The organism is Streptomyces sp. NPDC014882 (genome assembly GCF_043081325.1).
GTDB lineage: Bacteria > Actinomycetota > Actinomycetes > Streptomycetales > Streptomycetaceae > Streptomyces.
Map to the genome: position 1 here is coordinate 711,605 of NZ_JBIBWL010000001.1, position 13,470 is coordinate 725,074.

A 13,470-nucleotide genomic window follows, 5' to 3' on the forward strand; every position below is an offset into this window, starting at 1 on the left:
CCGTGTCGTGCGGCGCCGTAGTGCTGGATACTGCGGGCAGCCGCAACCGGTGACCGGTGCCGGGCGCGGTGAGCTGGAGGGGACGGTTCGCGTGAGCGAGATACCAGCGAAGGCCACGGAGTCCGAGGACCCGTCGGACGGCGCGAGGGCGGAGGCCGCGGGTGCGCTCGCGGGCGACGCCGGAGGCGCCCTCGCCGGCGGTGAGGGCGAGGCGCCCGTCGGCGACGCGCTGTGGCAGAGCAGTCCGCCCGGCTCCATCTACGACTACATCAAGGTCGCCTCCTTCTCGATCGGCCCCGACGGGCTCGTCGACCAGTGGAGTCTGCGCGCCGAGCAGATCTTCGGCATCCCCGCCGACCGGGCCGTCGGCATGGACCCGATCGACGCGTTCGTCGACGCCGGCCAGCGCGAGCGCGGCCAGCGCAAGATGGCCGAGATCCTCGACGGCCGCGAGTGGACCGGCGTCGTCCCTTTCCGCCTGCCCGCCGGCGGGGACGGGAGGCGCCGGGAGCAGGGCCTCGCCGAGGTGTACGTCATGCCGACGCGCACCCAGGAGGGCGAGAAGGCCGCCGTCTGCATCGTCGTCGACGTCCGCACCCTGCGCAGCATCGAGACCGACCTGGCCGCCTCGCAGGCCGTATTCGGCCAATCCCCGTTCGGCTTCCTGCTGATCGACCCCGAACTGCGGGTCCGCCGGGCCAACCAGCGGTTCGCGTCCATCTTCGGCGGCACCCCCGACCACCACCGCGGCAAGGGCGTCCAGGACTATCTGCCCAGGCCCGAGGCCGAGCGGGTCAGCGCGGTGCTGCGCCGGGTGCTGGAGACCGGCGACTCCATCACGGACATGCACGTCACGGGGTTCGTGCCGGGCTCCGAGGAACGCCGGCACTGGTCCGTCAACCTGTACCGCGTGCACAGCGGTTCCGGCCGGCCGATCGGCGTCGCCTGGCTCGGCATCGACATCACCGCCCGCCGCGCGGCCGCCCGCGAGGCCGCCGCCGCACGGCGCAACCTCGCCCTGCTGAACGAGGCGGGGGCCCGCATAGGGAACTCCCTCGACCTCGAGACGACCGCGCGCGAACTCCTCGACGTCGTCGTGCCCGGGTTCTGCGACCTGGCCACCGTCGACCTCTACCAGGGGCTCCTCGCCGGCGACGAGACCCCGCCCGGCCTCGCCGACGGCAGCGCCGAACTGCGCCGCGTCGCCTTCTCGTCCGCCGTGTCCGACGCGCCGTTCCCCGGCAGCGGCGCGGCCGTCACGGTCGGCGCCGTCCACCACTTCCCGTTCAACTCGCCCTGCGCGGACGCCCTGCGCACCGCCCGCCCGGGGACCATCCCCGGCGAGGAGGGCGGCCTCGTGCAGTCCACCCTCGCCGTTCCGATGGTCGCGCACGACACGGTCGTGGGCCTCGCGCAGTTCTCGCGGACCAAGGGCAGCGAGCCCTTCGGGGACCGGGACCGGGACCTCGCGGTGGAGCTGGCGGCGCGGGCGGCGGTCTGCATCGACAACGCCCGGCTGTACCGGCGCGAGCACGAGCGGGCGCTGATGCTCCAGCGGTCCCTGCTGCCGCCGGGCGACCCGATCGCCTCCGGCCTGGACATCGCCTGCCGCTACCTGCCCGGCAGCGTCGCCTCGGGCCGCCCCAGCGAGGTCGGCGGCGACTGGTTCGACGTCATCGAACTCCCCGGCCACCGCACGGCGCTGGTCGTCGGGGACGTGATGGGGCGCGGACTGCGGGCGGCGGTCGCGATGGGCGAACTCCGCACCGCCGTACGGACCCTCGCCCTCCTCGACCTCGAACCGGCCGAGGTGCTCTCCGCGTTGGACGAGATCGCGCGCGGCCTCGGCGCCCCCGGCGGCGTCCAGCAGGCCACCCGCGCCGCCCGCCGGCCCCGCGAGGCCGACCTGTCCGAGGTGTACCTCGCGACCTGCGTGTACGCCGTGTACGACTCGGTGACCCGCAGGTGCACCTTCGCCAACGCGGGCCACCTGCCACCCGTGCTGGTCGAACCCGGCGAGGCCGCGCTGATGCTCGACGTGCCGCCCGGCATGCCGCTCGGGGTCGGCGGGGAGCCCTTCGAGGAGGTCGAGGTCGAACTCCCCGAGGGCGCGCTGCTCGCCCTCTACACGGACGGACTCGTCGAATCCCGCGACCACCCCCTCGACGAGGGCCTCCAGGCCTTCGTGGGCGCCCTGACGGACCCCGCGAGCCCCCTGGAGGACGTCTGCGACCACGTCCTCAACACCCTCGACACCCACCACGGCGAGGACGACATCGCGCTGCTGATGGCCCGCGTCCAGGGCCTGCCCGCCGAGTCCGTCGGCGACTGGACCCTGCCGCGCGAGCCCCGCAGCGTGGGCCGGGCCCGCGAGCACGCCCGCGGACAGCTGATCGGCTGGGACATGGAACCCCTGGTCGACACCGCGGAACTCCTCGTCAGCGAACTGGTGACGAACGCGCTCCGGTACGGCGAGGGCGAGATCAGACTGCGGCTGCTGCTGGACCGCACGCTGGTCTGCGAGGTGTGGGACGCGGGCCTCGTCCAGCCGCGCCGCCGCCGCGCCCGCGACACCGACGAGGGCGGCCGGGGCCTCCAGCTCGTCGGCCTGCTCTCCGCGGCCTGGGGCTCCCGCCGTACCCCCCGCGGCAAGACGGTCTGGTTCGAACTCCCGCTCCCCGACGGCGAGACGGGCCTCGCGGACCCGGCGGAGGCGCTGCTGAGCCTGTTCTGACGGGCGACGGGCGACGGGCCGGACCGCCCCGCCGGACCGCCCCGGCCCGTCGCCCCTATCCGGGCGGCGTCCCGGGCGACGTCCCGTCCGGTGACCGTGGCCGTCCCGCGAAGCCCGCCGGATCGGCGTTCTCCGGGTCGTCGGCGGGGAGGATGCCGCCCAGGACGGCACCGGCCGTGCCGGCTGTGCCGACCGTCCCGGCCACGGCCACCGGACGGGACGCGTCGGGGGCGGACGGCGGCGCCGCGTACGGGTTGCCCCGGACCCGCACGTCCTGCTCGGCCAGGGCGCGGGCCTCCAGGGCCAGGGCCTCGGCCCCGGGGTCGTCGCCGGCGGTCAGCAGGCGGCGGGCCTCCACGAGGCGGGTGCGGGGGGTGGCGCCGACCGCCCCCCGGTGCGTCGCGACGAAGTCGTCCGCCGCGGCGGTGGCGCTGCGCGCGGTGAGCCGGCCGGCGGCCGCGGTCACCCCGGCCCGCTCCGGGGCCGCCTGCGAGACGGCGGCCGTGATGCGGCGGAGCATGCCGAGGGGGTCGTACGGGCGGCCCGAGGTCAGTTCCCGGCGTACGGAGGACAGGACCGCGTCGGCGTGCAGCAGGGGGGTGAGGGCCTCGTCGCCGGGGCCGGCCGTGCCCCGCAGCGGGGCCAGCCCGGCCTCCGCGCCCGTCAGCGCGGCCGGGACCAGGCCGGTGGCCTCCCGCAGTTCGGCCGCCGTCCGTTCCACCGCCCCGACGAGGACGGCGGCCTGGGCGACGGCGCCCTCGGCGGCGCGCAGGTGCCGGGCCGCCTCCGCGGGACGGTCCGCGTCGTCCGCCTGACGGGCCAGGTTGAGCCGGAGGGTGGCGAACACCAGCCGGTCCTTGGCCTGTTCGGCGTACCCGACGACGGACGCGCTCGCCGTGGCCGCGTACGCCGCCCGCACGTCGGCCAGGACCGCCTCCGCGGCCGCCGTCCGACCGGTCAGCTCCCGGAACCGCGCCTCCGCGACTCCCAGCGCCCCGCTCACCCCCCGCTCCAGTCCCCGCAGCCGCCGGAAGCCGTCGGCCGCCGCGTCCAGCCGCCGCACCGCCTCCGCGCACCGCCCGGTGATCCCGGCCTGCGCCTGCCGTCGGGCGGCGGCGTCCCGCGGTACGCCGTCGTCGTAGCGCTGCCGCATCCGGAAGGCCGCCGCCAGTTCCGTCTCGGCCTCCCGCAGGGCGCCGGCGAAGGGCGCCACCGCCTCCGGGCCGGACAGCTCGCGCACGAAGCCGAGTTCGTCGCGGGCGGCGCGGACGCGGTCGTCGGCCGCGACGAGGGCCGCGCGGACCCGTTCGTCGGGCACGCCGGTCTCCGCGTGCGGGGAGTGGGCGGCGCCGCCCGGTGTCGTCCGGGTGCGGGAGCGGCGGACGCGGCGCACGTGGCCGTACCCCGCGAGGGCCCCGGCCACGCCGACCACGACGAGCGGCAGGACCAGGTCGACGGCGGACGTCCCCTCCTCCGCGGGCGCGGCGGGCGCGGCGGGCGCGGTGGTCGGCGCGGAGACGGCGGACGCGGGAGGACGGGTGATCGCAACCGGAACGTCCGTTCGCGTCGTCATCCCCGGCAACACCAGCCACACGATGCCCGTGGCGCCGCCCAGCACGGCGTGCAGCACCCGCACGGACACCTGCGGACCGGACCGCCGCGGTCGGCCCCGGAGCTTCGACGACGTCACATTCGGGAGCGTATGGCCGCCCATGCGGCCACGCGACCGGGATGCACCCGGGACGGCGCACGTGCGGCGGGCGACACGGAAGGGGAACAGGTGACGGATCACTCGACCGGTACGGACGCGGAGGCCGGGCCCGGCGCGGACGCGCCGACCACCGGGCCCGGCGAGACCGACCAGGCCGCCGGGGCCGCCACGACCGCCGGGGCCGCCACGACCGCCGGGACCGGTACGGCCGACGAGGCCGCCACGACCGTAGAGGCCGACCAGGTCACCCGGACCGCCACGACCGCCGGGGCGGAGGAGGCGGCCGACGCCCCCGAGGCCATCGACGCCCCCGACGCCCCCGACGCGGCGGCCCTCCGGCGGCGGCGTCGGCGGCGGACGGTGCGCATCGCCCTGGCCGTCCCGCTCCTCCCCGTGCTCGCGGTCCTCGTCGCCCTCACCGGCCTGCGCGTCAACTACCTGGGCGACCCGGCCGACGGCACGTACACCCGCGGCAAGGACGCCCTCTGGCTCGGCCACGCCTGGGTGGACGGCCGCAAGAAGGACGCCGACGTCACCGCCCTGGCAGCCCGTCTGAGGACCACCGGCATCCGCGACCTGTACGTGCACTCCGGGCCCCTGGAGCACGACGGCACGCTTCCCGCCTCGTCGTACCCGAACGCCCGCTGGTTCCTCGCCGCCGTCCACCGGGAGATGCCGCAGGTCCGGGTCCAGGCCTGGCTCGGTGACGTGCTCGCCAGCGAGAGCCCGCACGGCATGCGGCTGGAACGCGCGGCGACGCGTGCGGCGGTCGTACGGTCCACGCGCGAGATCCTCGCCACCGGCTTCGACGGGGTCCACTTCGACCTGGAGCCCCTGCACTCCGGCGACCGCGACTACCTGACCCTCCTCGACGCCCTGCGCCGCGTCACCGCCGCCCAGGACGCGCCCCTGTCCGTCGCCGCCCACCAGATCGACCCGGTGCCCGGCTTCCACTCCTTCTGGGGCACGACCACCGGCCACCCGAAGTGGTGGTCGCAGAGGTTCTTCGGCGAGGTGGCCCGCCGCGTCGACCAGATCGCCGTCATGTCCTACGACACCATCCAGCCGCTGGAGAGCACCTACGGCGGCTACGTCGCCCAGCAGACCTCCCTCGCGCTGGAGGTCACCCCGCCCACCACCGACCTGCTGATGGGCCTGCCCTTCTACCACGAGAACCGGTTCGGCCACTGGAACCATGCGGAGACCGTCCCCGCCGGAGTCCGGGGCGTCCGCCTGGGCCTGTCCCGCACGGACGCCGACCGCCCGAACTTCGGGGTCGCGCTGTACGTCGACTTCGCGGCCGAGGAGGCGGACTGGGCGGCGTACCGCGACGGCTGGGTGCGCTGACACCGGGGGCCCGTCCGACGCCGGGAACCGAGCCGCCGTGCCGCGCGGCGTGTGCCGTGCCGTGGGGCGCGGCCGTCGCCGCGTCACCTGCGACGCCATCGCGGCGTCGCCCGGACGTCATGCGGCCTTCGCCTCCGGGGCCACTCGAATTGGTTGTGCGGGGACCGGGCGCGTCCTAGCGTCCACCATCTCCCCTCCCTGTAAGGGTCACACTCTGATGCGATCGCTCCTCACCCGTAAGGCCGTCCGCCGAGCCCTGCGCCCGGTGGCCGAACTCATCGACCAGCGCATCGAGCGCCAGGTGCGCCGAGCCGTCCGCGCCGACGCCGACGCCTCCCTCGACGCGGTGCGGGGGGAACTCCGGACGCTCCGCGACCGGCAGCGCACCCTGGAATTCTTCTTCGACGGCACCGGGCGCGGCATGGCGCGCCTGCCGTCCGCCGCCCACCTGAGCCGGCTGGTCGACGAGCTGGCCGCGGTGACCGGCGACCGGGACGAGGCCGAGCGCAGCGCGGCCCAGGCGTTCCGGCTGCTCCTCGCCCTGGAGGCGCTCGGCGTGGGCCGGATCGCCGGCGGCACGATGAACATCGTCGGCAAGCTGTCCGCCGTACCGCTGCTCGATCCGCCGAACGACGACGTGCTGGAGATCGGCACCCTGTACGGGATGTTCGGCGCGGCCCTCATCCGCATGATGGAGCGCGCCGGCCGCGACCCCCGGCTGACGATCGTCGACCCGCTCGCCGGCACGCAGTTGCAGCCCGGCGCCACCATGTCGGACGACGCCTCGGGCACCCCCGTGCGGGAGGCCGCCGTGCGCACCAACCTCTCCCTGGCGGGCGCGGCCGGCGCCGCGACCCGGATCCGGCAGGGCTTCTCCGAGGACCCCGAGGTCCGCGCCCTGGTCTCCGACCGCTCCTACGGCGTGATCGTCGTCGACGGCGACCACTCCGCCGCCGGCGTCGCGGCGGACCTGGAATGGGCCGAGCGCATCGTCGCGCCGGGCGGCATCGTCGTGCTGGACGACTTCGGACACCCCAAGTGGCCCGGCATCAAGGAGGCGTTCGACAAGCACATGGCCGGCGACACCCGGTTCACGTTCCTCGGGAGCGTGGCGCACTCGGGGTACCTGCGGGCCTCCATCTGAGGCCCGCGGCCACAGCTCCCCGCGCCCCGGCATTCCGGGCCGCCCCGGTGGGTTCCGCCGCCTGATCCTGCCGCCGGGCCGGACGAGCGGGCTGTACGCGCGGGCCGTACGAGCGGGCTGTACGGGCGGGCCGTACGCGCGGGCTGTACGCGCGGGCCACGGCCCGCTCCTCCGAACGGCCCGCCCCCCTCTGGGGGATCGGCGCCCGGCCCGCCTCTCCGGTGAAGCCGGTGAAGCACGGGAGGCGGGCCGGGTGCCCGCGCCGCGGGAGCCGGAGGAGGCCCCGTGCGTCGGCCGGGTGCACCCGCGGCGCCCTCACATGGCGCGAGGAGCCGGGGCCCGCCCCCGTCCCGAGCCGACGGCGCGGGCGGCCTCGGCGCGGGAAGCGGCCCGGGGAGCGGCCCGAGGCCGCCGCTCGTCGGTGAAGCCCCCGTACCGGCGGCCCCCTCCCGCACGCCCCGCCGCCACCGGCCGGGCGGCCGCGGGCGGCGACGGTCGTGCGCCCGCGGGTGTTGCGCCGCACGAGTGGGCTTCCCGGTCGCCGCCGTCGTGTCGCCGACCGTTGCCGAATCCTTTCCTCTTCAGTGGCCGGATAGATGTGATCAGCTCCATATAGCACTAAAAGCGATCATTGCGTCCGTGGCTCCCGGAGGTAAGCAGAGATGTCCCACGACGGCCTCGGCCCCCGCGCGGTCATGCGCTCGGTGGCCTTCCTCACCGCGGGCGCGCTCGCGGTGCCCCTGCTGTCCGGCTGCTCCTCCGAGGACGAGGCGGCCGCTCCGGCGGCCGCCCAGGACATCGCCCCCGTCGCCCGCGCCCAGGTCGCCGACGGCGGCACCCTGCGCTGGGCCGTGGACGCCGTGCCGGAGACCTTCAACACCTTCCAGTCGGACGCCGACGCCACCACCACCCGGGTCGCCCAGGCCGTCCTGCCGTCGATGTACCGGCTCGACGCGACCGGGCGGCCCCGCCCGAACCCGGACTTCCTGGAATCCGCCGAGGTCGTCGACACCGAGCCCAGGCAGGTCGTCCTGTACCGGCTGAACCAGCAGGCCGTGTGGAGCGACGGCCGCGAGATCGGCGCCGCCGACTTCGCCGCCCAGTGGCGCGCCCTGTCCGGCAAGGACAGCGCCTACTGGACCGCCCGCAACGCCGGCTACGACCGCATCGAGAAGATCGAGCGGGGCGACGACGACCTGGAGGTCCGGGTCACCTTCGCCCGCCCCTACGCCGACTGGCGGTCGCTGTTCTCCCCGCTGTACCCGAAGGACGTCATGGGCACCCCCGACGCCTTCAACGACGGGGCGCGGCGCAAGCTGAAGGTCACCGCCGGGCCGTTCGCCGTGGAGCAGGTCGACCGCGGGAACGACCGGATCCGGCTCACCCGCAACCCGCGCTGGTGGGGCCGGCCCGCCAAGCTCACCGAGATCGAGCTGACCGCCGTACCGCGCGACGAGCGGGCCGACCGGCTCGCCGACGGCGACCTCGATCTGGCCGAGATCGACCCGGCCGCCGCCCGGGACATCGACAGCGCCGCGGGCGCCGCCGGACCGCTCCCGGGGCCCGGCGAGGGCCGTACCGCGGCGAAGGCGCCGCGCGGCTACGAGGTGCGCAGGTCGCTGGAGCCCGCCTACACGCAGCTGGCCCTCAACGGCGCCGGCGGGCCCCTCGCCGACGAGCGGGTGCGCCGGGCGGTGGCCAGGGCGCTCGACCGCGGGGAGCTGGCGAAGGCGGTGCTGAAACCGCTCGGCCTGCCCGCCGAGCCGGTCGGCAGCCACCTGGCGCTCGCCGGGCAGGCCGCGTACGCCGACAACAGCGGCTCCCTCGGCGGCCAGGACACCGAGGAGGCACAGGCGCTGCTCGCGGACGCCGGCTGGGTCCCCGGCGGCCCGGTGGACAGGAGCGGGAAGGGCGAGAAGGGCGAGAAGGCCGCCGGATCCGAGGGCGAGAAGGAGTCGGCGAGCGGGAAGAAGTCCGAGGACGGGAAGGAGTCCGGCCGCGGCGGCGGGTCCGCGGACGGCGACACGTCCGACGGCGGCGACGACGGCACGTACATCGTCGGTCAGGACGGCAAGGCACCCGCGGACCACGGTCGCGACCACGAGAGCCGGGGCAGGCAGCTCGCCCAGGAGGGCAAGCCGTACCTCGACCGGAACGGCGCGCCCGGCGCCTACGCCCCCCTGGGCACCGCCGCCCCGGCCGGCGCCGCGGGCAGGGCGCTGGCCAAGGACGGCAAGGCGCTCACCCTGCGGTTCGTGCTGCCGACCGGCCCCGGCTCGCAGTCCCTGCACCTGGTGGCCGGGCGGATCACGCGGATGCTGGAGAAGGTGGGCATCCGCACCGAGACCACCAAGGTCTCCGACGAGAGCTACTTCAAGGACCACATCGCCTCCGGCGAGTACGACCTGGCCCTGTACTCCTGGCCCGCCTCCGCCTTCCCGGCCACCGACGCCCGCCCGATCTACGCCAAGCCGGTGCCGGGCGCCGACGGGTCGCTGAGCGTCGAGCAGAACTACACCAGGGTCGGCACCGACCAGATCGACCAATTGTTCGATCGAGCGGTCTCGACCCTGGACGAGGCGGAGAGCCGCTCGCTGATCCGCAAGGCCGACGCCCGCATCTGGGCGGCCGCCGGATCGATCCCCCTCTACCAGCGCCCCCAGCTCATGGCCGCCCGGAAGACCCTGGTCAACGCGGGTGCCTTCGGTTTCCAGACCCCCGTCTACGAGGACATGGGCTTCCTGGAGAAGGGCGCGAAGATCCCCGCGAAGGTCTCCGCGAGCCCCTCGGAGAAGTGAGCGCGCGGTGGCCGCCGGATGAACCGTTCCGCCCTGCGGAGGCCGTCCCCCGCCGGGCCACGTACGATGGGGTGAGGCCGTGGCGTGTCAAGCCCGGCAGGGCCCGCGTAACACAGACGTACGCAGCAGGGCCGCCCTCACACTCCGGGAGATCGCCGCTTTATGGCCACGCGCCACGACATCCGCAACGTAGCCATCGTCGCCCACGTCGACCACGGCAAGACGACTCTGGTCGACGCCATGCTCAAGCAGGCCGGCGCCTTCGCCGCGCACGCCGCAGAGTCGCTCGACGACCGCATGATGGACTCGAACGACCTGGAGCGTGAGAAGGGCATCACGATCCTCGCCAAGAACACGGCGGTGAAGTACCACCCCAAGGACGGGGGGGACGTCGTGACCATCAACATCATCGACACCCCCGGTCACGCCGACTTCGGCGGTGAGGTCGAGCGCGGCCTGTCGATGGTCGACGCCGTCGTCCTGCTGGTGGACGCCTCCGAGGGTCCGCTGCCGCAGACCCGCTTCGTGCTCCGCAAGGCGCTCCAGGCCCGCCTGCCCGTCATCCTGTGCATCAACAAGACGGACCGCCCCGACTCGCGCATCGACGAGGTCGTCAACGAGGCCTACGACCTCTTCCTCGACCTCGACGCCGACGAGGACCAGATCGAGTTCCCGATCGTCTACGCCTGCGCGCGGGACGGCGTCGCCTCGCTGACCAAGCCGGAGGACGGCACGGTCCCGAAGGACAGCGACAACCTGGAGCCGTTCTTCTCCACGATCCTGTCGCACGTCCCGGCCCCGGAGTACGACGAGGAGGCCCCGCTCCAGGCGCACGTCACCAACCTGGACGCCGACAACTTCCTCGGCCGCATCGCGCTGCTGCGCGTCGAGCAGGGCGAGCTGCGCAAGGGCCAGACCGTCACCTGGATCAAGCGCGACGGCACGATGGCCAACGTGCGCATCACCGAGCTGCTGATGACCGAGGCGCTCACCCGCAAGCCCGCCGAGAAGGCCGGCCCCGGTGACATCTGCGCCGTCGCGGGCATCGCGGACATCATGATCGGTGAGACCCTCGCCGACCCCGAGAACCCGGTCGCGCTGCCGCTCATCACGGTCGACGAGCCCGCCATCTCGATGACCATCGGCACCAACACCTCGCCGCTGGTCGGCCGTGGCGGCACCGGCAAGGGCGCCGACAACAAGGCCGCGGTCAAGGACCGCAAGGTGACCGCCCGCCAGGTCAAGGACCGCCTCGACCGCGAGCTGATCGGTAACGTCAGCCTCCGCGTCCTGGACACCGAGCGCCCCGACGCCTGGGAGGTGCAGGGCCGCGGCGAGCTGGCGCTGGCCATCCTGGTCGAGCAGATGCGCCGCGAGGGCTTCGAGCTGACCATCGGCAAGCCGCAGGTCGTCACCAAGCTCGTCGACGGCAAGGTCTACGAGCCGGTCGAGCGCATGACGATCGACGTGCCCGAGGAGCACATGGGCGCCGTCACGCAGCTCATGGGTGTCCGCAAGGGCCGGATGGACAACATGTCCAACCACGGCTCCGGCTGGGTCCGCATGGAGTTCGTGGTCCCCTCCCGCGGCCTCATCGGCTTCCGCACCGAGTTCCTGACGGGCACGCGCGGCACGGGCATCGCCCACTCCATCCACGAGGGCCACGAGCCGTGGTTCGGCACGCTGACGACCCGTAACAACGGCTCGCTCGTCGCCGACCGCGCCGGTGCCGTCACCGCGTTCGCGATGACGAACCTCCAGGAGCGCGGCGTGCTGTTCACCGAGCCCGGTACCGAGGTGTACGAGGGCATGATCGTCGGCGAGAACTCGCGCGCCGACGACATGGACGTGAACATCACGAAGGAGAAGAAGCTCACGAACATGCGGTCCTCCTCGGCCGACTCCTTCGAGGCGATCGTGCCGCCGCGCAAGCTGTCGCTCGAGCAGTCGCTGGAGTTCTGCCGCGACGACGAGTGCGTCGAGGTGACCCCGGAGGCGGTTCGCATCCGCAAGGTCGTGCTCGACCAGCGTGACCGCGCCCGCACCGCGAGCCGCGCCAAGCACGCCTGACGCCCACCCGCCGAAGTCCCGGCCCTCCGCCGAGGAGGGCCGGGACTTCGGCGTGCTCGGGCGGGCGGCCGCGGACGAGGCGGGCGGTGAGCGCCGGTGCGGCGGCCGGGCCGGGCCGGGCGGAGGTACCCGGACGGGCCGGGGTCAGGAGGTCGCTGAGGGGCGGCCTGGCGGGCTCGGGCGCCGGCTGTGGCCGGCGGGGTGCCGGGTGGTGCCGCTGTGCCGGGCGGGAAGCCTGTGGGTCCGCTGTCCGCGTCACAGGAGTGGCCGTCCGTTTATCGGTTAACCAGCCAACGCGTTTCGGACATGTAAACAAAAAATAGTCAATGTATGTCTGAAATGACCGTTCATTGTCCCACCTGTCAAGCGCGCGCAGGTGTCGATCTTTGCAATTTTTCCTCAAAATATCGGCGGTAGGGAGATCCCTATGTCATTCGCCCTTGACGCGCGTTGAACACTTTGGCGAAAGTTCCCCCAAACCACAGAACCTGCCGGTATCTGTGCTGCGCTCAACTCTCCAACCCCCCGGGGGAAGTACACACATGACCAGTCCAGCCAAGGCTGAAGGCTCCGGGCCCGCGATCGCCTTGGACCCCCAGCTCGAGTCGACACCCGAGCCCGCGAAGGGTGAGGCGAAGCTGGAGGGTCGTTCTCCCGGCCAGTTGATGTGGCAGCGCTTCAAGCGTGACCGTACCGGGGTCGCTTCCGCGTGCGTAGTGATTTTCTTCTTCGTCGTGTCCGCGCTCGCCCCGGTCATCTCCCAGCTGTACGGCAAGGACCCGTACACGCTGTACGCGCAGGAGCCGGACTACCCCTTCCTGCTGGACGACTTCGCCATGCCGACCGGTTCCTTCGGCGGCATGTCGGGCGACTTCTGGTTCGGTGTCGAGCCCCGGCTCGGCCGTGACGTGATGACCATGCTGCTGTACGGCATGCGCACCTCGCTGTACATGGCGGTGATCGTGACGCTGGCCAGCGTCGTCACCGGCGTGCTGATCGGCATGGTGGGCGGCTACTTCGGCGGCAGGGTCGACTACTGGATGGGCCGGGTCACCGACTTCTTCCTCGCGTTCCCGAGCCAGCTGTTCTTCATCGCCTTCATGCCCGTCGTCACGGCGATGTTCGTCTCCCCGCAGGACGAGACCCCCACCTACCTGCGGGCCGTGGCCATCATCCTGGTGATGTGGTTCCTCGGCTGGATGGGCATGGCCCGTCTGGTGCGCAGCTCCGTGATCTCCCTGCGGGAGCGGGAGTTCGTCGAGGCCGCCAAGGTGTCGGGCGCCTCTCCCTGGCGCATCGTGCGCAAGGAGATCCTGCCCAACATCGTCACCCCGATCCTGGTGCAGGGCACCTACCTCCTGCCGAGCACGATCCTCTCCATCGCCTTCCTCTCGTACGTCGGCGTCGGCTTCGTCGAGCCGACCCCGGACTGGGGCCGCATGTTCGCCATCGGCTCCGAGATCTACGAGCAGGACCCCATGTTCATGGTCTTCCCGGGCGTGGCGATGGTGGTCTTCGTGCTGGCGTTCAACCTTCTCGGAGACTCCGTCCGGGACGCATTCGACCCCAAGACCGGACGCTGATTCGTCCTTTGGTGGTGGGGGGACTGCCACCCCCGATCCGGGCCTCCCGGACCGTCAGGCAGTACTCGTGGAAAACTATCGAC

The 13,470-nt window shown here is 73.6% G+C and carries 7 protein-coding genes; 6 read left to right on the top strand and 1 reads right to left on the bottom strand.

The window, feature by feature from the left end:
* Window positions 1–91: 91 nt before the first annotated feature.
* Window positions 92–2,734, top strand: coding sequence for a SpoIIE family protein phosphatase (locus ACF09K_RS03210; RefSeq protein ID WP_392240735.1), 2,643 nt, complete (start codon window positions 92–94; stop codon window positions 2,732–2,734).
* Window positions 2,735–2,789: 55 nt separating this feature from the next.
* On the opposite strand, the gene ACF09K_RS03215 is transcribed toward ACF09K_RS03210, so the two are convergent.
* Window positions 2,790–4,424 (bottom strand): hypothetical protein, encoded by a 1,635-nt coding sequence (locus ACF09K_RS03215; RefSeq protein ID WP_392240736.1) that lies wholly within the window; start codon window positions 4,422–4,424, stop codon window positions 2,790–2,792.
* 90 nt (window positions 4,425–4,514) lie between these two features.
* On the opposite strand from ACF09K_RS03215, the gene ACF09K_RS03220 reads away from it, so the two are divergent.
* The 5 genes from ACF09K_RS03220 to ACF09K_RS03240 all read left to right on the top strand — a co-directional run bounded on the left by ACF09K_RS03220 (window position 4,515) and on the right by ACF09K_RS03240 (window position 13,387).
* Window positions 4,515–5,792 carry a hypothetical protein gene (locus ACF09K_RS03220; RefSeq protein ID WP_392240737.1) on the top strand — a complete coding sequence of 426 codons (1,278 nt, stop codon included), beginning with the start codon at window positions 4,515–4,517 and terminating at the stop codon, window positions 5,790–5,792.
* 217 nt (window positions 5,793–6,009) lie between these two features.
* Window positions 6,010–6,936, top strand: coding sequence for a class I SAM-dependent methyltransferase (locus ACF09K_RS03225; RefSeq protein WP_392240738.1), 927 nt, complete (start codon window positions 6,010–6,012; stop codon window positions 6,934–6,936).
* A gap of 662 nt (window positions 6,937–7,598) precedes the next feature.
* Window positions 7,599–9,734: an ABC transporter family substrate-binding protein gene (locus ACF09K_RS03230; protein ID WP_392240739.1), complete on the top strand. Its 2,136-nt coding sequence runs from the start codon at window positions 7,599–7,601 to the stop codon at window positions 9,732–9,734.
* Window positions 9,735–9,896: 162 nt separating this feature from the next.
* The gene (typA, locus tag ACF09K_RS03235) at window positions 9,897–11,804 is read left to right on the top strand and encodes a translational GTPase TypA (protein ID WP_392240740.1); all 1,908 of its coding nucleotides are present in this window, start codon (window positions 9,897–9,899) and stop codon (window positions 11,802–11,804) included.
* Window positions 11,805–12,346: 542 nt separating this feature from the next.
* Window positions 12,347–13,387 carry an ABC transporter permease gene (locus ACF09K_RS03240; RefSeq protein WP_392240741.1) on the top strand — a complete coding sequence of 347 codons (1,041 nt, stop codon included), beginning with the start codon at window positions 12,347–12,349 and terminating at the stop codon, window positions 13,385–13,387.
* The last annotated feature ends 83 nt before the right edge of the window (window positions 13,388–13,470 follow it).